The following is a 24,442-nucleotide window of genomic DNA, read 5'->3' as shown; positions in this document are numbered from 1 at the left end:
TGCCCGGACAGTCAGCCGACGCCCTGCCGGGGCGCCGGGACGCCGCGCCGCAGCAGCCAGGTCACCCGGGCCCGCTCGCGGCGGAACTCGGCGGCGTCCGGGTAGGCGCTGTGGTTGCGGATCGGCGGGTCGGCGACCTCCCCGCCGGTGGGGTGCAGCGCGTCCGGGTCGTGGACGGGCAGGTTCCGTTCGCCGGCCGTCACCGGCCAGCCCAGCGGGTCGGTGTCCCGCCAGAAGTTGGTCCAGCCGGGCCGCCCGGACGGCCCGCGCAGCGCGTCGGCCAGCGCCGGCAGCCGGTCCGGCCCGAAGTACGCGGGAAAGATCCGCCCGTACAGCCGGGTGAGCTGGCAGCCGTAGGAGAAGAACCAGATCCGCCGTCGCCACCGGGCGGGCAGCTGGAGGAGCACCGCCGCGCAGATCACCGCGCCCTGGCTGTGCCCGGAGAGGATGATCCCGTCGACCCGGCGGGGGTCGTGCTCGCCGAGCGCGAGCAGGCCGGCGGTGCGGGTCTGGAGTTCCGGCACGGCCCGTTCGGCGTAGCTGGGCGGGGCGAGGGGGTGCGCGGCCCGGGGCCAGAAGGTGCCGATGTCCCAGAGCACGCCGACCGAGCGGCGCACGGTGTCGTTGCGGTAGACCATGAGCCCCACGGCGGCGATGGCCACCGGCAGCCAGCCGAGCAGGGTGTCGCCGGCGTCGGCCACGGCCTTGACCACCGTCGGCCAGCCGGTCACGGCGGTCACGTCCGGCGGGACGTGGGAGAGGGCGGCGGCGGAGCCGAGGGTGGCCAGGGCGGCGCCGACCGCCGCGTACCAGCCGATGAGGCGCAGGGCGTGCTCGCCCACCAGCCGGTGCAGCGCCCGGTACGCGCTCACGTCGCGGCAGCGCCGCCGGTCGTGCGCGGAGAGGGTGTTGTCGGTGGGCACCAGCGCGGCGTACTCCTGCCGGCGGAGCCGGTGGAACAGCAGGCCGGCGCGGAGCGCGACGCCGGCCAGGGCGAGCACGGCGACGGCGAAGGCGAGGCCGGCCCACATCACCGGCAGCGGCGGGACGACCCCGGTCCGGCCGCCCGCCGGGTTGCCGTCGGTGAGCCGGTCGGTGACCCAGTAGAGCACCCCGGAGCAGTACGCGATGCCGAGCAGCCAGCCGAACCCGGCGATCACCGCCGGCCCGCGCCCGCCCCAGCCGAGGTCGGCGTGCGGCTGCCCGGGTCGGGGCGGCGCGGCGGGGCCGGTGCGGGGCAGCAGCAGGCCGCCGCCGGCCAGCGCGATCGCGGGGACGGTGAGCATCCAGTCGTCCAGCCGTTGCGGGGCCGGCGGGGTGGCGGGCAGCCAGCCGGCGATCCAGGCGACGCCGAGCGGCAGGAGCAGCGCGGCGGCGACCGGCGCGGCGAGCGCCCGCCGGCCGGACCGGGCCACCGCGCCGATGGCGGCGAGCAGGAGCACCTGCCCGGTGCCGTACCAGGCGATGACCCAGTCGTAGCCGGGCAGCGAGCGGTCGACGAGGCAGCCGGCCTGTGTCGGGTCGCGGATGCACCCGGCGGGTGGGCGCAGTTGCGCCAGCGGGGTGCCGGCCGGACCGTCCGGCAGCAGCAGGAGCAGCACCGTGCCGGCCACCCCGGCGCAGGTCAGCACGATGACCGCCACGCTCCACGGGCCGAGGGGGGTGTCCCCGGCGCGACGGCTCAGCCAGGGGCGGCCGAGGGCCACCACGGCGATCAGCACCACCGCGCCGAGCAGCGCCACGGTGGGCCAGGCGACGGCGGCCCGTACGCCCAGCGGCGGGTCCATGGCGAGCACCGCGCCGAGCGGCACGGCCACCGCGACCACCGCGCCGACGCAGAGGTGCAGCACCCCGGCGCGGCGCAGCTGCCCCTCCCCGCACCAGAAGGTGGGGTCCTGCAACGGGTTGGCGCTGGCGGCCTGCTCCGGCGGCGGGCCGTCGCCGGGAGGCGGCCCGCCGGCGGGGTCGCGGGGCGGGGCCGAGTCGTGGGAGGGTTCGGCGGCCGGGCGGGCGGCCGGCGCGGCCGGCATCTCCGCCTCGTACTGGTAGGTGCGCCAGGCGAGCAGGCCGAGCAGCGCCAGCAGGCCGAGGGGGATCACGAGGCCGACGACGAGGGAGTGCGCGCCCTGCCGCCACCAGCCGTGGGCGAGGAACTCCCACACGCCCGGGACGCGGCGCAGGCACTCCTCGTCGACGCACTGCCAGGCGACGAGGTCCACTCCGATGCCGGTGGCGGCGAGGACCAGCGTCCCGGTGAGGCTGAGGCAGAACAGCCGGACCAGCCAGGCGGTGATCCCGGACCGGCTGCCCCAGCGTTCCTCGTCGGGGTCGGGCGGGATGCCGGGCCGGGCGTGCAGCGCCACGTTGGCCAGGGTGAAGGGCAGCAGCAGCGTCCAGAGGGCCCGCTCGACGTCCCGCGCGGTCCGCGCGCCGGAGGTCAACTGCCCCCAGCTGTACGCCTCGACGACCACCGAGTCGTCCGGCCCGACGTCGGTGGCGCGGTAGAAGCCGGTGACCTCGTCGCCGGCGACGAGCCAGGGGCGGGGGCCGTCGTCGCCGGGTTGTGGGTCCAGGCCGAGCACCTGGTCCGGGGGAGTGTTGGACACCCCGTGTACGCGTAGTTCGAGCACCCGACCGGCCATCGGTACCTCCTAGTGATGGCTCCACTACCCAGAGTGCACCTTCCGGGCTCGCTTCTGCCACCCCTGGGGCGAGATGTTTTCGCAGGTAAGCGCCGTGTTGACCGGATCTTCGGTCGCTCAGCCGATGGTGCGTACCACCCGGGCGGGGTTGCCCACGGCGACGACGTTCGCCGGCAGGCCGCGGTTCACCACGGCCCCGGCGCCGACCACCGTGTTGTCGCCGATGGTGACCCCGGCGAGCACGATCACCCCGCCGCCGAGCCAGACGTTGTCGCCGAGGGTGATCGGCTGTGCCGCCTCCCACTTCTGCCGCCGGGGCTCCGGGTCGACGGGGTGGGTGGGTGTCAGGAGCTGCACGTTCGGTCCGATCTGGACGTCCGCGCCGATGGTGATCGGGGCGACGTCGAGGAAGACGCCGTTGAAGTTGACGAACCCGCGCGGCCCGAGGTGGATGTTCCAGCCGTAGTCGCAGTGGAACGGCGGGCGGACCGAGGTGCCCTCGCCGACCGAGCCGAGCAGTTCGCGCAGCGCGGCCAGTCGGGCCTCGGGGTCGGTGGCGGAGGTGCGGTTGAACGCCTCGTTGCGGCGCGCGGCGAGGTCCAGGTCGGCCAGGAGCTCGGGCCCCTCGGCGCGGTAGAGCTCGCCGGCCAGCATGCGGTCCTTCATGGAGGTCATCGGACGATGATGCCCCGTCGGATCTCGACTCTGTGCGAAGTTCGTCACGTTTATGTCTTCACCTGTGCATACCGAGTATGCAATTCTTCTCCTGTCAATGCGACCCCGTCATTGATGACGCCTCATGAGGAGGATCGAGTTGCATCGAAAGGGAAGAAAGCCAACCAGCCTGGCGCTGGCCCTGGGCCTGGTGCTCGCCGCGCCCCTGCCCACCCCGGCCGCCGCCGCCCCGGCCACGGCCCCCGCAGCCGGGTCACCGGCGACGCCCGCCGCCGCGACCGGCGGCACCGGTCCGGCGGGGCCCGTCGCCGGCCGACCGGCCACCGTCACCCTGGTCACCGGCGACCGGGTGACCGTCACCGGCTCTGGCACGGTGAGCATCCGCCCCGGCGCGGGGCGCGACAAGCTGCGCTTCCTGGTCCGGCGCGACCGGGGCCACGTCACCGTGCAGCCGCAGGACGCCCTGCCCCTGCTGCGCTCCGGCCGGGTGGACCCCCGGCTGTTCGACGTGACCGAGCTGATCGCCGCCGGCTACGACGACGCCCGCCGCGACAGCCTGCCGCTGCTGGTGTCGTACCGGCCGGGTGACGCCCGCCGGGCCGTCGCCGGCATCGCCGGCACCCGGGTGACCCGCGACCTGCCGGCCATCCGGGGCGCGGCCGTGACGGCCGAGAAGGCCCGGGCCGGCGCGGTCTGGGGCGCGGTGACCACCGGCCGGGCGGCGGCCCGTGTCGACACGGCGGGGGGTGTCGACCGGCTCTGGCTGGACGGCAGGCGCCGGGTCACCCTCGACCACAGCGTGCCGCAGATCGGCGCCCCCACCGCGTGGGCGGCCGGCCTCACCGGCAGGGGCGTCACCGTCGCGGTGCTGGACACCGGCGTCGACGCCGAGCATCCCGACCTCGCCGGCCGGCTCGCCGAGTCGCGCAACTTCAGCGAGGTGCCCGAGCCGGGCGACACGATCGGCCACGGCACCCACGTCGCCTCCACGATCGCCGGCAGCGGCGCGGCCTCCGGCGGGAAGTACCGGGGCGTCGCGCCGGACGCCACGCTGGTCTCCGGCAAGGTGTGCGAGGACAACGGCTGCTCCGACTCGGCGATCCTCGCCGGCATGCAGTGGGCCGCCGTCGACAAGCGGGCCACCGTGGTCAACATGAGCCTCAGCGGCTGGGACACCCCGGAGGTCGACCCGCTGGAAGAGGCGGTGCAGACCCTCACCGCGCAGACCGGCACCCTGTTCGTCCTCGCCGCCGGCAACTACGGCACGGACGCCTCCGTCGGCTCCCCGGCCAGCGCGGACGCCGCCCTCGCCGTCGGCGCGGTCGACCGGGACGACGAACTGGCCGACTTCTCCAGCCGTGGCCCCCGCACCGGCGACGACGCCCTCAAGCCCGACATCACCGCCCCCGGCGTGGACATCGTCGCGGCCCGCGCCGCCGGCACCACCCTCGGCGAGCCGGTCGGCGACCAGTACGTGGCGGCCTCCGGCACGTCCATGGCCACCCCGCACGTCGCCGGCTCGGTGGCGCTGCTCGCCCAGCGGCACCCCGACTGGAAGGCCGGCGCGCTGAAGGCCACCCTGATGGCCGCCGCGAAGCCGCACCCCGAGCAGACCGCCTACCAGCAGGGCGCGGGCCGGGTCGACGTGGCCCGGGCCATCGGGCAGCAGGTCACCAGCGACCCGGCGAGCGTGTCGTTCGGCCGGGCACTGTGGCCGCACGACGACGACCCGGTGCTCGACCGCACGGTCACCTGGCACAACTCCGGGACCGCCCCGGTCACCCTCGACCTCACGATCGAGGCCACCGGGCCGGACGGCAAGCCGGCCCCCGCCGGTCTGTTCCGCCTCGGCGCGCCCCGCGTCACCGTGCCGGCCGGCGGCACGGCCGGGGTGCAGGTCAGCGCCGACACCCGGGTCGACGCCCCGGACGGCTACCACACCGGCCGGGTCGTCGCCCGCTCCGGCGACACCGTGGCGGTCACCCCGATCGCCGTGCACCGCGAGGTGGAGAGTTACGACGTCACCATCAGCCACCTCGGGGTCGACGGCAAGCCCACCACCGACTACGGCACCAGCCTGATGAACCTGGACGGCTTCACCTTCCCCATCGACATCTACGGCGGCACCGGGACGGCGACCGTGCGCGTGCCGAAGGGCCGCTACGGGCTGGCCAGCTACCTGTTCGCCACCGACGAGACGGGCGAACCCACCGGGGCCACCCTGCTCGCCCGGCCCGAGCTGGTCGTCGACGGGCCGGTCAAGCTCACCCTCGACGCCCGCGCCGGCAAGCCGGTGCTGGCCACGGTGCCGCAGCGCGGCGCGACGGCGGAACTGGTCGACGTGAGCGCGATCTTCTACGGGGCCGACGACAGCATCTACTCGTTCAGCCTGTGGAGCTCCGGCTTCGCCGGGCTGACCAGCGCGCAGCTCGGCCCGGCGAGCACGCCGGACCGCTTCGTCGCCACCATCGGCAGCCAGTGGGTCGACGCGGACGCCGAGAGCAGCCCGTACCTCTACGCGCTGCTGGAGGCGTTCCCGGGTCGGCTGCCGACCGGCTTCGTCAAGCACTACCGCGCCAAGGACCTCGCCACCGTCGTGCACACCTTCCGGGACGCGTACCCGGGGATGGAGGCGGAACGGATCGCCTACGGCGAGCCGGAGTACAACACCGGCGGGTCGGCGCTGGTCGTGCCCACGGCGGTGCCCGGCAAGCGGGTCGAGCACTACAGCACCAACGCCGTGAGCTGGAGCACCGAGCTGGACTTCGGCGCCCCGACCGAGGACGGCTGGCTGGACGTGAAGGCGCTGCTGATGTCGCCGTCGACCAGGTACCGGGCCGGCAGCACCGGGCACGAGACGTGGGGCGCGGCCCCGTTCGCGCCGTCGTTCCCGGCGCGGCGCTGGGGGACCGAGGGAATCACCCGCCAGGGCGACCTCATCGTGGTCGACCTGGCCGTGCACAGCGACGCGGCCGGGCACGTCGGCGGGTCCCTCAACGAGACCCAGTGGACCCGGCTCTACCGCAACGGGAAGCTGGTCGGCGAGAGCGGATATCCCGGCTACGGCGAGTTCGAGGTGCCCCCGGGCGCGGCGAACTACCGGGTGGAGACCCTGGCCACGCGCGACATCGCCGACCTGAGCACCGAGGTGACCGCCGCGTGGACGTTCCGCTCGAAGCACGCCGCCGGTGACGACTTCGTGCCGCAGCCGGCGGCGGCGGTGCACTTCGCCCCGGCGCTGCGCCCCGACAACAGCGCCCCGGCGGGCCGCACCTTCACCGTGCCGGTGCGGGTCGAACCGCAGGAGGGCGCGCCGACGGCGAAGGTGGCCTCGCTGACCGTCGACGCCTCCTACGACGGCGGCAAGACCTGGCGCAAGGCGGAACTGCGCCGCCAGGGCGCCGGCTGGGTGGCGACGCTGCACCACCCGGCGGGCACCGGCTACGCGTCGCTGCGCGCCACCGCGAAGGACACCGCCGGCAACACGGTGACCACGCGGATCATCCAGGCGTACCGGCTGAAGTGAGCCTGCGTCCGGGCCCGGCGGTCCCATCCCGCCGGGCCCGGACGTGCGGCCCTACCATCGCCCGTCGCCGCGCAGGCCGGCGTCGGCCGCGCGGGGCGTCAGTCGTTGGCGTGCAGGGCGGCGTTCAGCTCGATGCCCCGGCCCGTGCGCGGGCGGGCCTCCAGCGCGCCGGTGACCGAGTTGCGCCAGAACAGCAGCCCGTCGACGCCGGACAGCTCGCGGGCCTTGACCACCCGGCCGTCCGGCAGCGTGATCTTCGAGGCCGCCGTGATGTAGCAGCCCGCCTCGACCACGCAGTCGTCGCCGAGCGAGATGCCGACGCCCGCGTTCGCGCCGACCAGGCTCCGCTCGCCGATGCGCACCCGGTCGGTGCCGCCGCCGGAGAGGGTGCCCATGATCGACGCGCCGCCGCCGATGTCGGAGCCGTCGCCGACCACCACGCCCTGCACGATCCGCCCCTCGACCATCGAGGTGCCCAGCGTGCCGGCGTTGAAGTTGACGAAGCCCTCGTGCATGACCGTGGTGCCGGCGGCCAGGTGCGCGCCGAGCCGCACCCGGTCCGCGTCGGCGATCCGCACCCCGGAGGGCACCACGTAGTCGGTCATCCGGGGGAACTTGTCCACCCCGTGGACGGCCAGGTGGCGGCCGGCGGCCCGCTCGATCACCCGCAGCTCGTCCACCCGCTCCGGCGGGCACGGCCCGGCCGACGTCCAGGCCACGTTCGCCAGCTTGCCGAAGATGCCGTCGAGGTTCAGCTCGTTGGGCCGCACCAGGCGGTGGGACAGCAGGTGCAACCTGAGGTACGCGTCGGCGGCGTCGGAGATCGGGTCGTCCAGCGAGCCGATCACGGTGACCACCTGGACCGTACGCAGCCCCGGCAGCGCCCGCTCGCCGACCGCCCCCGGCGGCAGGTCCAGCACGTCCGCCTCGTCCTCGCCCGGGACCAGCGGCAGCTCGCCGAGCCCCAGCTTGCCCGTCGGATACCAGGTGTCGAGCACCTGCTCGTCAGCGGTGATCGTGGCCAGGCCGATGCCCCACGCAGGCTGTGCAGTCGTCACGCCTGTGACGGTACCGTGCGAACCATGGAGAACCCGCTGACCCCCGAGGTCCTCGCCGATCCGGTGGCGTTGACCCGTGCACTGGTCGACATAGAGTCCGTCTCCCTCCACGAGAAGGCCATCGCCGACTGCGTCGAGGAGGTGCTGCGCGGGGTGCCGCACCTGACCACGTTCCGGCACGGCAACACCGTGATGGCGCGCACCGACCTGGGGCGGGCCTCCCGGGTCGTGCTCGCCGGGCACCTGGACACCGTGCCGCTGAACAACAACTTCCCGTCGACCATGCGCGGCGACCTCATGTACGGCTGCGGCACCTCCGACATGAAGTCCGGCGTCGCGTACGCGCTGCACCTGGCGGTCACCCTGCCCGAGCCGCGCTACGACGTGACGTACTTCTTCTACGAGGCCGAGGAGATCGAGTCCAAGTACAACGGGCTCTTCCTCGTCGCCGAGGCGCACCCGGAGTGGCTCCAGGCGGACTTCGCCGTGTTGCTGGAGCCGACGTACGGCATCGTCGAGGCCGGCTGCCAGGGGACCATGCGGTCGGTGGTGACCACCACCGGCGTACGGGCCCACTCGGCGCGCTCCTGGCACGGGGTGAACGCCATCCACGGCGCGGGCGAGGTGCTGCGCCGCCTGTCGGCGTACGAGGCGCGGCGCGTCACCATCGACGGCTGCGACTACCGCGAGGGCATGAACGCGGTGCGGATCAGCGGCGGGGTCGCCGGCAACGTGGTGCCCGACCGGTGCGAGATCGAGGTCAACTACCGGTTCGCGCCCGACCGGACGCCGGCCGAGGCCGAGGCGCACCTGCGCGAGGTCTTCGACGGCTTCGAGCTGCGGGTGACCGACGTGGCCGCCGGGGCGGCGCCCGGACTGGAGGCGGCCCCGGCGAAGGAGTTCCTGGCCGCCGTCGGCGCCGCGCCGATCGGCAAGCTCGGCTGGACGGACGTGGCCCGCTTCGCCGCGATGGGCATCCCCGCGCTCAACTTCGGCCCGGGCGACCCCAACCTGGCCCACCACCCCGACGAGCACGTCGAGATCGGCAAGATCCGCGACGGCGCGGCGACCCTGCACCGCTGGCTCGCCCCGGCCTGAGCGCCCCGGAGCCGGCGCGGACGCGCCGGGGCGGCCCGCTGTACCGCGCTGCGGTGGGCGGGCCGCCCCGGCGACGTGCGTCGGTCGGTCAGGCGGTCGGGGTCAGGGACGACTCGGGGCGGGTGTCGGTCGGGTCGCCGGTGAGGTCGGCGACGGGGGCTTCCATCTGCCGGGCGCGGCGGCGCTCGGCCACCACGTCCCGGATCCGCCGCTGCATCTGCCGACGGATCCGGATCATCTCGCTGTTGCTGATCACGCTGGCTCCTCCCCCGAAGGCGCGTGCCGGGGCATACCCGGTATATGAATGGTAAGACGTACGGGCGAGCGAATTAGTTGCCCTGGTCGCGGAAAATTTCTCCGACCCGCCCCTGGTGCGGGCGTCGCACCCCGCTACCGCCCCTCCACTACGGTTGCTTCCATGAGTGACAGGGCTGCCAGGAGCGACAGCGGCGGGCGCGGTCCGGCCCGCGAGCCGGGGCGGGAGCGGCACCGGGGCGCGGTCACGCTGCGTCGCGGCGCGATCCCGACCAGCACCGCCGACCAGCGGCTGCTGGACTCGCGCGGCCGTGGCGACTGGAAGACGAAGGACGCCTGGCGGGCGCTGCGCATCCTGTCCGAGTTCGTGGAGGGCTTCGACACCCTGGCCGACCTGCCGCCCGCGGTCAGCGTCTTCGGCTCCGCCCGCAGCAAGCCGGACAGCCCCGAGTGCCGGCTGGCCGAGGAGCTGGGCGCCGCCCTGGCCCGTGCGGGGTACGCCGTGATCACCGGCGGCGGGCCGGGCGTGATGGAGGCGGCCAACCGGGGCGCCAGCGAGGCCGGCGGGCTCTCCGTCGGGCTCGGCATCGAGCTGCCCTTCGAGCAGGGCCTCAACGACTGGGTCGACCTGGCCATCGACTTCCGCTACTTCTTCGCCCGCAAGACCATGTTCGTCAAGTACGCCCAGGCGTTCGTGGTGCTGCCCGGCGGGTTCGGCACCATGGACGAGCTGTTCGAGGCGTTGACGCTGGTGCAGACCGGCAAGGTCACCCGGTTCCCGGTGGTGCTGATGGGCACGGACTACTGGCGGGGCCTGCTCGACTGGCTGCGCGACACGATGGCCGCCGACGGCAAGATCGGGCCGGTCGACCTGGAGCTGATCTGCCTCACCGACGACGTAGACGCCGCCGTGCGGCACATCGTGGCCGCCGAGGCGGCCCTCTCCGCCGAGCAGGAGGCGATCCGCGAGGAGGCGGTCGCGCGTACCGGGAACGGCCAGCGGGCCGCCGACCGGGCCGACGCCGACCGGGCCGACGCCGACCGGGCCGACGCCGACCGGGCCGCCGTCGAGCAGGCTGTCGTCGAGCAGGCTGCCGTCGAGCGGACCGCCGCCGACCAGCGGGCCGCCGCCGAGGGTCCTGCTGCGGAGGGTGCCGCTGCCGACAGGGCCGCTGCCGACCAGGCCCGGGAGGGCTGAGCCGGTGGCCGCGATCTGCGTGTTCTGCGCGTCCTCCCGCACCCTCGACCAGCGCTGGCTGGACCTCGCCGCCGAGACCGGCCGGGAGATCGCCCGGCGCGGGCACACGCTGGTCAGCGGCGGCGGCTGCGTCGGGATGATGGGGGCGGTGGTGGACGGGGCCCGGTCGGCCGGCGGCCGCACGGTCGGGGTGATCCCGCAGTCCCTGGTCGACCTGGAGGTCGCCGACCTCGCCTCGGACGAGCTGCTGGTCACCGCCAGCATGGCCGACCGCAAGACGCTGATGATCGAGAAGTCGGACGCCTTCCTCACCCTGCCCGGCGGGCTGGGCACCCTGGACGAGCTGTTCGAGGTGTGGACGACCGCCACCCTCGCCCTGCACACCAAGCCGATGGTGCTGGTCAACGCGGACGGCTTCTACCGCCCCCTGCTCGACTGGCTCACCACCCTCACGGACCGCCACTTCCTCAAGCCGGCGGGCCAGGACCTCCTCCTGGTGGCCGACACCATCCCCAACGCCCTGACCACCCTGGAATCCCACCTCCCCTGACCCACCCCCTTGCCCCCTGCCCCGCCCCGCCCCGCCTCCTCCCGCCCCCGCCCCGCCCTCTCCCGCCTCGGTGATCAAGAGGTTTGCGTCAACTTGGTGATCAACTTTGACGCAAACCTCTTGATCACCGAGGCGAGGCAGGGCGAGGCAGGGCGAGGCTGCGGCGGGAGGGGGGGAGGGGGTGGGGTGGGGTGGGGCAAGAGGGCGGGGAAGCACGGGGTGGGCGGGGTGGGCGGGGTGGGGTGAGTGTCGGTGGGGCGTGGTGGGATGGGGGGATGCAGGCGTACCGGCTGGTGCGCCGGCCTGTCGAGGCGGCCCGGGGGGACCGCCGGTCCGACGGGGCGGCGTTGGGGGGCGGTCGGCCCGAAGGGGCGGCCGGGCGGGAGCGTCGGGCCGGCGGGCCGGGCGGCGATGGCGCGCAGGCCGACCACGGCGGGCAGACCGGTCACGGCGGGTTCGACAACGGCGCGCGGCAGGGCGTTGGCGTGCGGCCGGGCGACGACGTTCGGCAGCGCGTTGACCTGCGGCAGGACGTCGACGTGCGGCAAGACGATGGCACGCGGCAAGACGATGGCGCACGGCCGGGCGACGGCGAGCGGGGTGGCGCGGCGGGGCCGGCGTGGGGCGACGGGTGGCGGGACGACCCGGTGCAGGCCGAGGTCGTGGCGCACACCGACGGGCCGATGCTGGTCGTCGGCGGGCCGGGCACCGGCAAGAGCAGCGTGCTGGTGGAGGCGGTCGCCGCCCGGGTGGCCGAGGGGGTCGACCCGGAGCGGGTCCTGGTGCTCACCTTCGGCCGGCGGCAGGCCACCGACCTGCGCCGCCGGATCGAGGCCCGGGTGGCCGGCGACGGGCAGCGGGTGCTGCGCGAGCCGCTGGTGCGCACCTTCCCGGCGTACGCCTACGGGCTGCTGCGCCGGGCCGCCGCCGAACGGGGCGAGCCGTCGCCGCGCCTGCTCACCGGCCCCGAGCAGGATCTGATCATCCGGGAGCTGCTGGACGTGGTCGGCGAGGAGCCCGACGACGACCCGGTCGGCTGGCCGGAGGACCTGCGGCCGGCCCTGCGTACCCGGGCGTTCGCGGCCCAGCTCCGCGACCTGCTGATGCGGGCGGCGGAGCGCGGGGTGGGCCCGGCGGAGCTGGCCCGGCTGGGCGAGCGGCTGGGCCGCGCCGACTGGCCGGCCGCCGCGCGTTTCCTGCGGGAGTACGTCGCCGTGCTCGCGCTGCGCGACGTCAGCAACCGTGGCTCGGTCGCGTACGACCCGGCGGAGCTGGTCCGGGCCGCCACCGGCCTGCTGCTCGACGACCCGGGGCTGCTGGACGCCGAGCGCCGCCGCCTCGCCCACGTCTACGTCGACGAGCTGGCCGACACCGACCCCGCCCAGCTCGACCTGCTCGCCGTGCTGGCCGGCGGCGGCAAGTCCCTGGTCGCGTTCGCCGACCCCGACTCGGCCACGTACGCGTTCCGGGGCACCGATCCGGCCGGGGTGGCCGCCTTCCCGCACCGCTTCCGCACCGCCTCCGGGGCGCCGGCCGCCCAGGTCGTGCTGACCACGTCGTACCGGGCGGGGCCGGGGCTGATCGCCGCGACCCGGCGGCTCGCCGGCCGGCTGCGTGGCCCGGCGGCCCACCGGCGGCTGCGCCCGCTGCCCGACGCCCCGCCCGGCACGGTGGAGGTGCGCACCTTCCGCTCGGCCACCAGCGAGGCCGCCTGGCTGGCCCAGGCGCTGCGCGCCGCGCACCTGCTCGACGGGGTGCCATGGTCGCGGATGGCGGTGCTGGTGCGCTCGACGGCCCGGCAGCTGCCGGCGCTGCGCCGGGCCCTGCACACGGCCGGGGTGCCGACCGTGGTGCACGGCGAGGACCTGCCGCTGCACCTCCAGCCGGCGGTCGCCCCGCTGCTGCTCCTGCTGCGCTGCGCCCTGGAGCCGGCCCGGCTGGACGAGGAGGCGGCGGTGGCGCTGCTGCACTCGCCGCTGGGCGGGGCCGACCCGCTGGCCGAGCGGCGGCTGCGCCAGGGGCTGCGGGCGCTCGCCCTGGCGGTCGGCGACCGCCGCCCCTCCGGCGAGCTGATCGTCGACGCGCTGCGCGACCCGGAGGAGCTGTCCGGGATCGACCGGCACTGGGCGGAGCCGGCGCAGGCGGTGGCCGGGCTGCTGGCCATCGCCCGGGAGGCGGCCCAGCGGCCGGGCGCCACCGCCGAGGACGTGCTCTGGGCGGTGTGGGACGCCAGCGGGCTGGCGGAGCGCTGGGCGGGCGCGATCGCGCTCGGCCGGGCGGCGACCGGGGAGCACGAGACCGCGCGGCGGTGGCGGGCCGAGGCCGCCGACCGGGATCTCGACGCCGTGCTGGTGCTCTTCGACGCGGCGGCCCGGTTCGCCGACCGGCTGCCCGGCGCGCGCACCGAGGTCTTCCTCGACCACGTGCTCGGCCAGGACCTGCCGGCCGACACCCTGGCACCGACGGCGGATCGGGGGGAGGCCGTCCGGCTGCTCACCGCGCACGCGGCGAAGGGGCTGGAGTGGGACCTGGTCGCCGTCGCCGGGGTGCAGGAGGGTGTCTGGCCGGACCTGCGGCTGCGCGGCAGCCTGCTCGGCTCCGAGCGGCTGGTGGACGTGCTCGCCGGCCGCGACGCCGGCGGGCACGACATCGGCCAGACCGGGCGGGCCGCCGGCGACGGCGGCCGCGGTGGGCAGGGTCCGGGCGACGGCGGCCACGGTGGTCGGGGCCCGGGTGACGGCGGGCGGGCGGTCCTCGTCGGGCAGACCTCCGCCCTGCTCGACGAGGAGCGCCGGCTCTTCCACGTGGCCGTGACCCGGGCCCGCCGCCGGCTGCTGGTCAGCGCGGTCGCCTCGGCCGCGGTGGGCGGCGACGACCACGAGGAGCAGCCCAGCCGGTTCCTGTACGAGCTGGATCCGACCCCAACGCCGGGCGGCGACTCCGCCGGCCAGACCCCCGACGGCGGCCCGGACGGCGGTGGCGACACCGGCCCCGTGGCGAGCGACGGCCATGCGGGCGGCGAGGCGGGGGCCGGCGAGCCGGCCGACGGTGGTGCGGAGCCCGGCCGGGGGAGCCTGCCGGTGGCCGGGCCGCCCCGGGCGCTGACCCTGCCGGCGCTGGTGGCGGAGCTGCGTACCGCCGTGGCCGACCCGGCCGCGCCCTACCACCGGCGCAGCGCGGCGGCGGCCGAGCTGGCCCGCCTCGCCGCCGCCGGGGTGCCCGGCGCGCACCCCGACGACTGGTGGGGGCTGCGCGGCCTCTCCGACGACCGGCCGCTGGTCGACGAGGGGGAGCCGGTGCGGGTGACCCCGTCGGGCATGGAGAGCGCCCTGCGGTGCAGCCTGCGCTGGCTGCTGGAGCGGCACGGCGGCAGCGGCCCGGCCAGCGCCGCGCAGGGGGTGGGCAACCTGGTGCACGCCGCCGCGATGCTCGCCGAGGATGCCAGCGCCGACCGGTCCGCGCTGCTGGAGTACGTGGCGGCCCGGTTCGACGCGATCGAGCTGGCCGCCCGGTGGATGGTGGGCCCCGAGCGGGAACGCGCCGAGGCGATGGTGGACAAGCTGCTGCGCTGGCTGGCGGGCAACCCGCGCCGGCTGCTGGCCATCGAGCACGAGTTCGCCGTGCGCCTGGACGACCCGCAGCGGCCCGTCGAGCTGACCGGCCGGGTCGACCGGCTGGAGGTCGACGCCGACGGCCGGCTGGTGGTGGTCGACCTGAAGACCGGCAAGTCCACCGTGGTCACCGAGCGGGAGATCGGCGAGCACCCGCAGCTCGGGGCGTACCAGGCGGCGGTCGAGGCGGGGGCGTTCGCCGAGTACGGCGACGAGTCCGGCGGGGCGGCCCTGGTGCAGCTCGGCACGGGGGCGCGCGACGCCCGGGAGCAGAGCCAGCCGGCGGCGGGGCAGGGGCCGGCGGCCGGCTGGGCGACGGCGCTGGTCCGGCGCACCGCCGATACGATGGCCGCCGCCACCTTCGCCGCGGTCGCCAACTCCAAGTGCCGGGTCTGCCCGGTGCGCACGAGTTGCCCGGTGTCCGGGCAGGGGCGCCAGGTGGTCGAGCCGCCGACCCCCCGCCGGGAGCAGCCAGAGTGAGCTTGCGAGCCGCGCAGTCGCGACCTGAGGACGTCCCGTGACCCAGCCCGCCCTGTTCAGCGCCGCTACCCCGGCGCCCCGGGCCGCCGACTTCGGCCCCCGGTACACGCCGGTCGAGCTGGCGAAGCTGCTCCGGCTGCCCGCGCCCACCCGGGAGCAGGCCGCGATCATCGCCGCGCCGGTCGAGCCGCTGCTGGTGGTCGCGGGGGCCGGCTCGGGCAAGACCGAGACGATGGCCGCCCGGGTGGTCTGGCTGGTGGCCAACGCGTACGTCCGGCCTGAGCAGGTCCTCGGCCTGACGTTCACCCGCAAGGCGGCCGGCGAGCTGGCGCACCGGGTGCGTACCCGGCTCGACCAGTTGGTGCGCCGGCTGGGGCGGCGGGGCCGCGACCCGCTCGACGACCCGCTGGCCGGCGAGCCGACGGTCTCCACCTACCACTCGTACGCGGGGCGGATCGTCACCGAGCACGGGCTGCGCGCCGGGTACGAGCCGACCACCCGGCTGCTCACCGAGGCGTCCCGCTGGCAGCTCGTGGACCTGCTGGTACGCAACTACGACGGCGACATGACCGGCGTGGACCGGATGCCCAGCACGATCACCGACGCGGTGCTGGCCCTGGCCGGCGAGCTGGACGAGCACCTGGTCGACCCGGACGCCCTGGCCGCCTGGACGGGCCGGTTCTTCGCCGACGTGCAGTCCCGCCCCGGCCGCGTCTACGCCGACGTGCGCAGGGCGCTCGCCCTGCAGCAGACCCGGCTGAAGCTGCTGCCGCTGGTCCGCGCGTACGGCCGGCGCAAGGACGACTTCGAGGCGATGGACTTCGCCGACCAGCTCGCCCGGGCGGCCCGGGTGGCCCGCGACCACCCGGCGGTCGGGGCGATCGAGCGGGACCGGTTCCGGGTGGTGCTGCTCGACGAATACCAGGACACCAGCCACGCCCAGGTGGTGCTGCTCAACGCGCTGTTCGGCGGCGGTCACCCGGTGACCGCCGTCGGCGATCCCTGCCAGTCCATCTACGGCTGGCGCGGGGCCAGCGCGGGCACCCTGGACCGCTTCCCGGCCGAGTTCGCCCGCGCCGACGGCACGCCCGCCGCCGTGCTGGGGCTCACCACGAGCTGGCGTAACCGCCCGGAGATCCTGGGGGTGGCGAACGCCCTGGCCACGCCGCTGCGGGCGGCGGGCGCCCGGGTGCCGGAGCTGCGCGCCGCGCTGAGCGTGAAGGACCCGATCGGCCACCGCACGCCGGGTGGCCTGGCCGCCGGCACCGTGCACTGCGCGCTCCTGCCGACGTACGCCGACGAGGCCGACTGGATCGCCGACAGCGTCCTCGCGGCGTGGCGGGGGGCGGCCGGGATGCCGGGCGCGCTGCCCGAGCACGTCCCGGTGCCGCTGCGGCCCACCACCGCCGTGCTGGTGCGGCTGCGCAGCCAGATCCCGGCGCTGGCCACGGCGCTGCGGGCCCGGGGGCTGCCCGTCGAGGTGGTGGGGCTGGGCGGGCTGCTGGACACGCCCGAGGTGCGGGACGTGGTGTGCACCCTGCGGGTGCTCGCCGACCCGACCGACGGGGCGGCGCTGCTGCGGCTGCTCACCGGGGCGCGCTGGCGGATCGGGCCGCGCGACCTGGTGGCCCTGCACCGGCGGGCCCGGTCGATCGCCGCCCAGCGTCGCCGGCTCGCCGCCGGGGACGAGCCGGAGATCGCCGTGGACCTGCTCGACGAGGCCACCCTCGTGGAGGCGCTGGCCGACCTCGGGCCGGCCCAGGCGTACTCCGACCAGGGCTACGCGCGGCTGCGCGCGTACGGCGAGGAGCTGGCCCTGCTGCGGTACCGCCTGGACCAGACGCTGCCGGAGCTGATCGCGGACGTGGAGCGGACCATCGGCCTGGACGTGGAGGTGGCGGTGCGGGCGGGCCGGGACGGCACCGGCGACGCCGGCCTGGCCCGGGGCCACCTGGACGCCCTCGGCGACGTGGCGGCCCGGTTCAACGGTGAGTCCCCGGCGGCGACCCTGTCGGGGTTCCTCGCCTACCTGGCCGCCGCCGAGGACGAGGAGCGCGGCCTCGCTCCGGGCGAGGTGGAGGTGGTCGACGGCGCGGTGCAGATCCTCACCGCGCACGCCGCGAAGGGCCTGGAGTGGGACGTGGTGGCGGTCGCCGGGCTGAGCCGGGGCGTCTGGCCGGGTCCGGTGCGCAACTCCGACCACTGGCTGGGCGGGCTGGGGGTGTTGCCGTTCCCGCTGCGCGGGGACGCCGACGGGCTGCCCGAGCTGGGCCTGGCCGACGCCGCCGACCAGCGCGCGGTGGCGCGGGCGCTGGCCGACTTCACCGACGCGTGGCGGGCGCACGACGAGCGGGAGGAGCGCCGCCTGGCGTACGTGGCGGTGACCCGCCCCCGGCGGCTGCTGCTCTGCTCCGGCTACTGGTGGGGCGAGGGGACGAAGCGCCCGCGCGGCCCGTCGGCGTTCCTGCGGGAGGTGCACGACGCGTGCTCCGGCGACGGCGACGGGCTGCTGGTGGACCGGTGGGCCCCGGAGCCGGCCGGTGACGCGGTGAACCCGACCACGGAGGTGGTGCTGCGCGCCGAGTGGCCGGCCGATCCGCTGGGCGGGCGTCGTCCGGCGCTGGCCGAGGCCGCCGCGCTGGTGCGCCGCTTCCTCGCCGACCCGGACGCCGCACCGGCCGCCCTCGGTGGCGAGGCCGCCGTCCCGGGTGGACGCTCCGGCCGCGCCGGCGACGAGCGGGGGCCGGTCGTCGCCGAGGACCCGGAGGTGGCGCGCTGGCGGCGGGAGGCCGACCTGCTCCTCGCCGAGCGGGCCGAGCTGGTCGCCGGGGCGGGGGCCGTCGAGGTGGTCCTGCCCGGGCAGCTTTCCGTCACCCAGCTGGTGGCGCTGCGCCGCGACCCGGGTGAGCTGGCCCGCGCCCTTCGCCGGCCGATGCCGAGCGCGCCGAACCCGTACGCCCGGCGGGGCACCGCGTTCCACACCTGGCTGGAGCAGCGCTTCGGCGCGGACCGGCTGCTCGACGTGGACGAGCTGCCCGGGGCGGCCGACGCCGACGCCGCGCCGGACGAGGCTCTCGCGGAGTTGCAGGCGCGCTTCCTGGCCGGCGAATGGGCGCAGCGGGTGCCGGTGGAGGTGGAGGTGCCGTTCGCCACGGTGATCGCCGGGGTGGTGGTGCGGGGCCGGATGGACGCGGTGTTCGCCCGGCCGGGCGGGCGGTTCGACGTGGTGGACTGGAAGACCGGGCGGCAGCCGGTCGGGGTGGAGGCCGAGGCGGCGGCGGTGCAGCTCGCCGTCTACCGGCTGGCCTGGGCCGAGCTGGCCGGGGTGCCGGTCGACCGGGTCGGCGCGGCCTTCCACTACGTGCGGGACGGGGTGACCGTCCGCCCGGCGGACCTGCTGGACGCCGACGGGCTCACCGCGCTGGTCGCGGGCGTGCCGGAGGCCGGCCGCGACCACGTCCCCACGAGCGCCGACGCCCCGGCGGGCGGCCAGCGGCCGGCAAATTCCCGGTGACAGGCGACGGGCGACGAGATCCGTGCTAGCCTTGCTGCGTTGCAGTTATGGTTCCCAGAGACTCTGTGTGCGCCTGGCGGATTGTGGCCCCAGGCGCTCTTTGTTGTGTCCGGAGTTCTCCGGGCGGGGCGACCAGAAGCGACAGGCGATTCGCGCATCCCGCGCGGAGCGCTCCTCTTCGGGCCCGCAACAGGTGCGGGTCCGACGTTCCGTCAAGGAGACGAAACACATGGCAATTGGCACCGTCAAGTGGTTCAACGCTGACAAGGGCTTCGGCTTCATCACCCCGGACGGCGGCGGCGCCGACGTCTTCGCCCACTTCTCGGCGATCCAGACCTCCGGCTACCGGAGCCTGGACGAGAACCAGCGGGTCGAGTTCGAGATCACCCAGGGCCAGAAGGGCCCGCAGGCGGAGAACATCCGTCCGCTCTGATCTCCGGCACCCGTTCCACCCGTAACATCCGTCGCGCCCTCCGGGCGTGACGACGTGGCCGGTCCGCCCCTCGTGCGGCGGGCCGGCCACGACCCCATTCGGTTCGTGCTTGCGAGTCCCGGCGGCCCCGTCCGCCGGTCGACAGCGCCATCCCGGCGCCCTTCCTCGACACGTGCCGCGTCGAGGAAGGCTTTTCCATGACCACCGTTCTGCCCTCTTTCTCCGCCACCGGCCTGGCGCCCGCGCTGCTCGCCGAGCTGACCGCGCAGGGCATCACCGAGCCGTTCCCGATCCAGGCGGCGACGCTGCCGGATTCGCTGGCCGGCCGGGACGTTCTCGGCCGGGGCCGCACCGGCTCGGGCAAGACCCTCGCCTTCGGGCTGCCGCTGCTGCACCGCACCGCCGGCCGCCGCGCCCGCCCGGGGCGTCCGCTGGCGCTGGTGCTGGTGCCGACCCGTGAGCTGGCCCAGCAGGTGACCACCGCGCTCGCCCCGTACGCCCGGGTGTTGGGACTGCGCGTCGCCACCGTGGTGGGCGGCCTGTCGCTGGGGCGGCAGGCGGACGCGCTGCGCGCCGGCGCCGAGGTGGTCGTGGCCACCCCCGGCCGGCTGCACGACCTGATCAACCGCGGTGACGCCCGGCTCGACCAGGTGGCCGTGACGGTGCTGGACGAGGCCGACCAGATGGCCGACATGGGCTTCCTGCCGCAGGTCACCAAGCTGCTGGAGCAGGTGGCCGGCGACGGCCAGCGGATGCTCTTCTCCGCCACCCTCGACGGCGGCGTGGACAAGCTGGTCCGCCGGTTCCTCACCGACCCGGTCTCGCACTCCGTCGACCCCGGCACGGCCACGGTCACCGCGATGACCCACCACGTGCTGCACGTCGAGGCGGAGGACAAGCCGGCCACGCTGACCCGGATCGCGGCCCGCGAGGGCCGCACCATCCTGTTCATGGGCACCAAGCACCGCGCCGACCGGCTGGCCCGCCAGTTGCTGGCCAAGGGCGTGCGGGCCGCCGCCCTGCACGGCGGCAAGTCCCAGCCGCAGCGCACCCGGATCCTGGAGCAGTTCCGCACCGGTCAGGTGACCGCGCTGGTCGCCACCGACGTGGCGGCCCGGGGCATCCACGTCGACGGCCTCGACATGGTGGTCAACGTCGACCCGCCGACCGAGGCGAAGGACTACCTGCACCGGGGTGGGCGCACGGCGCGGGCCGGCGAGTCGGGGACCGTGGTCACCCTGGTCCTGCCCGAGCAGCGCCGGGAGGTGTCCCGGCTGATGGCCACCGCCGGCATCCGGCCGCAGGCCACCCAGGTCCGTCCCGGCGAGGAGGCGGCGCTGGCCCGGGTCACCGGTGCCCGCGAGCCGTCGGGTGTGCCGGTGACCGTCGTCGCCCCGCCGCCGCAGCGGTCCGCCCCGGCGGCATCCGGCCGGGGCTCCCGGTCCGCCCGCGCCGCCCACGGCACCGCCGCGTCCGGCGGCACGCCCCGTTCCGCCGGTGCCCAGGGGGACACCCCGGCCGGCCGTGACGCGGCGGGCGGTGACGGGCGACGCACCGGGCACCGCGCGTCGGGCCGGTCGCGTCGCCCGCGTCGCCCCCGTTCCGCCTGACCCGTCGCCGCTCGGAGGGGCCGTGCCCCGGCTCCTGGCTGCCCCACTCGCCGGTCGCGGACCGCGCCCCGGTTCCTGGCTGAGTCGATAATCAGGCTACTGAGTCGGGAATCAGGCAGGCGCGGGTCCGATCGGTGACTGTCGCCCGCGCGCCTGGTGGAAGATGCTAGCCGTGGGGGAACACGGCCGGTGGGGACCGGCCTTGCTGGGGGGAGGAAGACCATGACGGGCGACGTCGAGTCGGGGGCGGCACGGGAGCTGCTGGTGGTGTTGGCGGTCGCGGGGGCGGGGCTGCTGCTCGCCACGGCGGCGGCCTTCTCGCCGTGGCATCCCACCCGCAGTGCCCGACAGCCCGCCGGGGTGGTGGGGCTGCACAACCCGGACGGGGCGGACGCGAAGCTCACCGGCGCCGTCATCGGGGTGACCGACCGGTCCGCCGGCTGAGCCCGCACCTCCGACTGCCGGGGTGCTGCTGCCGGCCGGCGACCAGCCGGCGAGCCCGTGCCGCCCAGCCCGCTGAGCCGGCACCGCCTCGCCGGTGGACCGGCCGGTCAGGCCCCGCCGACCGGGTCGGCGACGGGCGCGGCGGCGGCCCCGGCCGTCGCCGCGGCCCCGTCCCGGGCGGCCGGCTCCCGGCCCTCCCCGGTGAGCAGGTCGGCCAGGGTCGTCCGGTCCACCACGAGGGCGATCGCCCCGTCGACCGCCAGCCACACGTCGCGCAGTCCGGCGGCCACGCCGTGATAGCCGGCGACCTCGGCCGGCAGGCCGCGCACCGAGGTGAGCGACCCGCCGACCGCGCGGAGCACGTCCCCGACGCTGATCTCGGTCGCCGGCCGGGCCAGGGCGTAGCCGCCGTCGGTGCCCCGGTGGCTGAACAGCAGCCCGGCCCGCCGCAGGTCGAGCAGGATGCCCTGGAGGAAGCTCAGCGGGATGGCCTGACTCTCCGCCAGGGCCGCCGCCTTGACCAGCTCGCCGCCGGGCGCGGGGCCCGAGCCGCGGGCCGTGGCGGCGACGGCCAGCATGGCCCGGAGCGCGTAGTCGCTGCGCGCGGAGACGTACATGTCACTGCCCGGCCTGGTCCAGCACGCCCCAGCGGCGGCGGATGGCCTGGTCCGCGGCCCCGAACGCGGCGTCGACCCCGAGGCCGACGACCAGGATGACGATCATCGTGGAGAGCAGCCAGGGCGCGTCGGCCAGCTCCCGGGCGTACGTCAGCTGCGCGCCGAGCGAGGTCTGCGAGATGCCCACCACGATCAGCTCGCCGGCCATCAGGCTGCGCCAGGAGAACGCCCAGCCCTGCTTCAGCCCGGCGACGATGGCGGGCAGGGCGGCCGGGGCGATGACGTACCGGTAGAGGTTGAGCCCCCGGGCGCCGAGGTTGCGCCCGGCCCGTTGCAGCAGCGGCGGCACGTAGTCCACCCCGCTGATCACCCCGTTGGCGATGGACGGGGCCGCGCCGAGCACCACGACGAAGAAGATGGCCTTCTCGCTCAGCTCGAACAGCAGGATCGCCAGCGGGAACCAGGCGATCGACGGCATGGTCTGCAACGCGGTGATCATCGAGCCGATGGCCGCCCGCAGCACCCGGAACCGGGCCACGGCGAGGCCGAGCAGCAGGCCGACGCCGACGGAGAAGACGTACCCGAGGGCGGCCCGGCGCAGGGTGGTGACCAGGCCGTCCCAGAGCTGCGCCCCGCTGGCCTGCCGGACCAGCTCCTGCCACACCGGGCCGGGCCCGGGCAGCGAGTACGGCGGCCAGATCTCCGCCCACACCACGACCTGCCAGGCGGCGATGGCGATGGCGAGCGCGGCCAGCTTCGGCCAGGTGGACGCCCAGATGGTGGCGGCCCGGGTGGTCGTCTTCTGCCGGCCGGCGATCTCCAGCGCGTCGAGCCCGGAGATCTCCGCGTCGGCGCGCGCCTCGGCGATCGTGTCACTGGCCATGGCGGCCCACCTCCGTACGGAGCCGGTCGGTGACGTCGGCGGCGATCGACGCGATCTCCGGGGAGTCGATGCGTCGGGGCCGGGGCACGTCGACCCGGGTGGAGTAGATGATCCGGCCGGGCCGGCTGGACAGCAGGATGATCCGGTCGGCGAGCCGCGCCGCCTCCCGGACGTTGTGCGTCACGAAGAGCACGGTGAGCTTGCGCTCGGCCCAGATCCGCTCCAGCTCGTCGTGCAGGATGTCGCGGGTCATCGCGTCGAGCGCGCCGAACGGCTCGTCCATCAGCAGGACCGGGGTGTCCAGGGCGAGGGTGCGGGCGAGCGCGACCCGCTGCCGCATGCCGCCGGAGAGCTGGTGCGGGCGCTTGCGGCCGAACTCGGCCAGGTGCACCGTGCGCAGCAGCTCGGCGACCCGTTCCCGGCGCTGTGCCCGGGGCAGCCGGCGCAGCTTGAGCGGCACGTCGACGTTGCCCTCGACGGTGAGCCACGGGAAGAGGGCGGACTCCTGGAACATCAGGCCGGGGTTGACCCCGTCGCCCAGCTCGATCCGCCCGCCGCTGACCTTGTCCAGGCCGGCGACCAGGTTGAGCAGGGTGCTCTTGCCGCAGCCGGAGGCGCCCACGAGGCAGACGAACTCGCCGGGCGCGACGTCGAGGGAGACCCCGTCCAGGGCGAGGACGGCGTGCTCGCCCTGCCCGTACACCTTGGTCACGCCGTGCAGCGCGACCGAGCCGGTCGCGCTGCGGGGCGTCGTCGTGGTCGACGTCATGGTTGGGTGACCTCGGGCTTGCCCTGGGTCTTCAGCACCTCGTTGAGGTACTTCAGGTCGTAGAGCCCGTCGAGGCTGACCGGCTGGGTCAGCTCGACGGCGACCGCGTGGTCCAGACCGGCCTTCAGCGAGGAGGCGATGGGGTCGTTGGTGAACTCCAGCGTCGGCCACGCCTGCTTGATGAGCTTCACGTCCAGCGGCTTGCCGGTGATCTTGCCGATGTGGTCGGAGATGGCCTGCTGCGACTCGTCGGGCTTGGTGTTGACGAACTCGTTGGCCGCCACCTGGCCCTCGACCAGCTTCTTCACCACGTCGGGGTGGGCCTTGAGGAACTTGGTGGAGACGATCAGGTTGGTGATGACGAACTTCTTGTCCGGCCACAGGTCGCGCTCGTCGACGAGCACCTTGCCGCCGGCGTTGACCAGCCGGGAGACGAACGGCTCGGGCACCCACGCCCCGTCGATCGTCCCGCTGTTGAACGTCTCCACGGTCTGGGCGTTCTCCTGGGGGACGACCTTGACGTCGCCGCCGCCCTCCTTGGTGGCGGTGAGGCCCTTCTCCCTGAGCCAGTAGCGCAGCGCCACGTCCTGGGTGTTGCCGAGCTGCGGGGTGGCGATCTTCTTGCCCTTGAGCTGCTCGACGGAGGTGATCTCCGGCTTGACCACCAGGGCCACGCCGCCGGACGCCGCGCCGGAGATCACCCGGACCGCCTCGCCCTTGGACTTGGAGAACGCGTTGACCGTCGGGTTGGGACCGATGTACGTCGCGTCGAGCGCGCCCGAGAAGATGGCCTCGATGGCGGCCGGGCCGGCGTTGAAGGTCTTCGTCTCCAGCTTGACGTCGCCGCCGAGCTTCTCGGCGAAGATGCCCTTCTCCACCCCGACGACCGCCGGGGCGTGGGTGATGTTGGGGAAGTAGCCCAGCCGGAGCGTGACCGGGCCCGAGCCGCCCGCAGCCGCGCCGTCGTCCTCGCCGCAGGCGGCGGTGGCTCCCAGGGTCGCCGCGCCCAGCACGGCGAGGGCGGCCAGGGTCACCGTCCGACGGAGGGGTAGCCGTCTCATCGTCTGTCCAATCCGCAG

At 75.6% G+C, this 24,442-nt stretch carries 16 protein-coding genes and 1 pseudogene; 9 read left to right on the top strand and 8 right to left on the bottom strand.

Features of this window, described 5'->3' with window-relative positions; translation table 11 throughout:
- Positions 1–11 precede the first annotated feature (11 nt).
- Both LPU61_RS08540 and LPU61_RS08535 read right to left on the bottom strand, forming a co-directional pair.
- Positions 12–2,642 carry a hypothetical protein gene (locus LPU61_RS08540; protein WP_229404653.1) on the bottom strand — a complete coding sequence of 877 codons (2,631 nt, stop codon included), beginning with the start codon at positions 2,640–2,642 and terminating at the stop codon, positions 12–14.
- Positions 2,643–2,759: 117 nt separating this feature from the next.
- Complete coding sequence (locus tag LPU61_RS08535) at positions 2,760–3,317, bottom strand: sugar O-acetyltransferase (RefSeq protein WP_043965803.1); 558 nt, start codon at positions 3,315–3,317, stop codon at positions 2,760–2,762.
- A 124-nt stretch (positions 3,318–3,441) separates the two neighbouring features.
- On the opposite strand from LPU61_RS08535, the gene LPU61_RS08530 reads away from it, so the two are divergent.
- Complete coding sequence (locus LPU61_RS08530; protein WP_229404652.1) at positions 3,442–6,843, top strand: S8 family serine peptidase; 3,402 nt, start codon at positions 3,442–3,444, stop codon at positions 6,841–6,843.
- 98 nt (positions 6,844–6,941) lie between these two features.
- Here LPU61_RS08530 and dapD read toward each other — a convergent pair whose 3' ends face one another.
- Positions 6,942–7,901, bottom strand: coding sequence for a 2,3,4,5-tetrahydropyridine-2,6-dicarboxylate N-succinyltransferase (gene dapD / locus LPU61_RS08525; RefSeq protein WP_043965805.1), 960 nt, complete (start codon positions 7,899–7,901; stop codon positions 6,942–6,944).
- A 24-nt stretch (positions 7,902–7,925) separates the two neighbouring features.
- On the opposite strand from dapD, the gene dapE reads away from it, so the two are divergent.
- Positions 7,926–8,999 (top strand): succinyl-diaminopimelate desuccinylase, encoded by a 1,074-nt coding sequence (gene dapE / locus LPU61_RS08520; RefSeq protein WP_043965806.1) that lies wholly within the window; start codon positions 7,926–7,928, stop codon positions 8,997–8,999.
- Between the two features lie 88 nt (positions 9,000–9,087).
- Here the strand turns inward: dapE and LPU61_RS08515 are convergent, their stop codons facing one another.
- Positions 9,088–9,255 carry a hypothetical protein gene (locus LPU61_RS08515; protein WP_176734749.1) on the bottom strand — a complete coding sequence of 56 codons (168 nt, stop codon included), beginning with the start codon at positions 9,253–9,255 and terminating at the stop codon, positions 9,088–9,090.
- A 162-nt stretch (positions 9,256–9,417) separates the two neighbouring features.
- Between LPU61_RS08515 and LPU61_RS08510 the strand changes: the two are divergent.
- The 7 genes and pseudogenes from LPU61_RS08510 to LPU61_RS08480 all read left to right on the top strand — a co-directional run.
- A pseudogene (locus LPU61_RS08510) lies at positions 9,418–10,263 on the top strand (TIGR00730 family Rossman fold protein); the annotation flags it as partial.
- Positions 10,264–10,456: 193 nt separating this feature from the next.
- Positions 10,457–11,002, top strand: a complete 546-nt coding sequence (locus LPU61_RS08505; RefSeq protein ID WP_229404651.1) for a TIGR00730 family Rossman fold protein — start codon at positions 10,457–10,459, stop codon at positions 11,000–11,002.
- A 683-nt stretch (positions 11,003–11,685) separates the two neighbouring features.
- Positions 11,686–15,093 carry an ATP-dependent helicase gene (locus LPU61_RS08500; protein ID WP_374199644.1) on the top strand — a complete coding sequence of 1,136 codons (3,408 nt, stop codon included), beginning with the start codon at positions 11,686–11,688 and terminating at the stop codon, positions 15,091–15,093.
- Between the two features lie 37 nt (positions 15,094–15,130).
- A complete protein-coding gene (locus tag LPU61_RS08495) occupies positions 15,131–18,607 on the top strand; it encodes an ATP-dependent DNA helicase (protein ID WP_229404650.1) in 3,477 nt (1,158 codons plus the stop codon).
- A 229-nt stretch (positions 18,608–18,836) separates the two neighbouring features.
- On the top strand, positions 18,837–19,040 hold the full coding sequence (locus LPU61_RS08490; RefSeq protein WP_043965813.1) for a cold-shock protein: 204 nt from the start codon (positions 18,837–18,839) through the stop codon (positions 19,038–19,040).
- Positions 19,041–19,237: 197 nt separating this feature from the next.
- The gene (locus tag LPU61_RS08485) at positions 19,238–20,650 is read left to right on the top strand and encodes a DEAD/DEAH box helicase (RefSeq protein ID WP_043965815.1); all 1,413 of its coding nucleotides are present in this window, start codon (positions 19,238–19,240) and stop codon (positions 20,648–20,650) included.
- Between the two features lie 222 nt (positions 20,651–20,872).
- Positions 20,873–21,094 (top strand): hypothetical protein, encoded by a 222-nt coding sequence (locus tag LPU61_RS08480; protein ID WP_043965817.1) that lies wholly within the window; start codon positions 20,873–20,875, stop codon positions 21,092–21,094.
- A gap of 107 nt (positions 21,095–21,201) precedes the next feature.
- Here the strand turns inward: LPU61_RS08480 and LPU61_RS08475 are convergent, their stop codons facing one another.
- Genes LPU61_RS08475 through LPU61_RS08460 form a run of 4 tightly spaced genes read right to left on the bottom strand, consistent with a single transcriptional unit; the run spans position 21,202 to position 24,424 of the window.
- Positions 21,202–21,711 (bottom strand): Rrf2 family transcriptional regulator, encoded by a 510-nt coding sequence (locus LPU61_RS08475; RefSeq protein WP_043965818.1) that lies wholly within the window; start codon positions 21,709–21,711, stop codon positions 21,202–21,204.
- A 1-nt stretch (position 21,712) separates the two neighbouring features.
- Entirely contained in the window at positions 21,713–22,594 is an 882-nt protein-coding gene (locus LPU61_RS08470) for an ABC transporter permease (protein ID WP_043965819.1), read from the bottom strand.
- Entirely contained in the window at positions 22,584–23,363 is a 780-nt protein-coding gene (locus LPU61_RS08465) for an ABC transporter ATP-binding protein (RefSeq protein ID WP_043965821.1), read from the bottom strand. Before LPU61_RS08465 ends, LPU61_RS08470 begins: the two co-directional genes overlap by 11 nt.
- Positions 23,360–24,424, bottom strand: a complete 1,065-nt coding sequence (locus LPU61_RS08460; protein WP_043965823.1) for an ABC transporter substrate-binding protein — start codon at positions 24,422–24,424, stop codon at positions 23,360–23,362. The genes LPU61_RS08465 and LPU61_RS08460 overlap by 4 nt, the downstream gene beginning before the upstream one ends.
- Positions 24,425–24,442: the final 18 nt, after the last annotated feature.

This window comes from Micromonospora sp. NBRC 110038 (assembly GCF_020884815.1).
GTDB lineage: Bacteria > Actinomycetota > Actinomycetes > Mycobacteriales > Micromonosporaceae > Micromonospora > Micromonospora haikouensis.
This window is presented reverse-complemented; position numbering and strand designations above follow the sequence as displayed.

Excerpts from the sequence above, each read along its gene's own strand:
- LPU61_RS08475 (WP_043965818.1), bottom strand. The coding sequence starts at position 21,711 with ATGTACGTCTCCGCGCGCAGCGACTACGCGCTCCGGGCCATGCTGGCC.
- LPU61_RS08535 (WP_043965803.1), bottom strand. The coding sequence starts at position 3,317 with ATGACCTCCATGAAGGACCGCATGCTGGCCGGCGAGCTCTACCGCGCC.
- LPU61_RS08480 (WP_043965817.1), top strand. The coding sequence starts at position 20,873 with ATGACGGGCGACGTCGAGTCGGGGGCGGCACGGGAGCTGCTGGTGGTG.
- LPU61_RS08465 (WP_043965821.1), bottom strand. The coding sequence starts at position 23,363 with ATGACGTCGACCACGACGACGCCCCGCAGCGCGACCGGCTCGGTCGCG.
- LPU61_RS08500 (WP_374199644.1), top strand. The coding sequence starts at position 11,686 with ATGCTGGTCGTCGGCGGGCCGGGCACCGGCAAGAGCAGCGTGCTGGTG.
- LPU61_RS08540 (WP_229404653.1), bottom strand. The coding sequence starts at position 2,642 with ATGGCCGGTCGGGTGCTCGAACTACGCGTACACGGGGTGTCCAACACT.
- LPU61_RS08460 (WP_043965823.1), bottom strand. The coding sequence starts at position 24,424 with ATGAGACGGCTACCCCTCCGTCGGACGGTGACCCTGGCCGCCCTCGCC.
- dapE (WP_043965806.1), top strand. The coding sequence starts at position 7,926 with ATGGAGAACCCGCTGACCCCCGAGGTCCTCGCCGATCCGGTGGCGTTG.
- LPU61_RS08485 (WP_043965815.1), top strand. The coding sequence starts at position 19,238 with ATGACCACCGTTCTGCCCTCTTTCTCCGCCACCGGCCTGGCGCCCGCG.
- LPU61_RS08490 (WP_043965813.1), top strand. The coding sequence starts at position 18,837 with ATGGCAATTGGCACCGTCAAGTGGTTCAACGCTGACAAGGGCTTCGGC.
- LPU61_RS08530 (WP_229404652.1), top strand. The coding sequence starts at position 3,442 with ATGAGGAGGATCGAGTTGCATCGAAAGGGAAGAAAGCCAACCAGCCTG.
- LPU61_RS08470 (WP_043965819.1), bottom strand. The coding sequence starts at position 22,594 with ATGGCCAGTGACACGATCGCCGAGGCGCGCGCCGACGCGGAGATCTCC.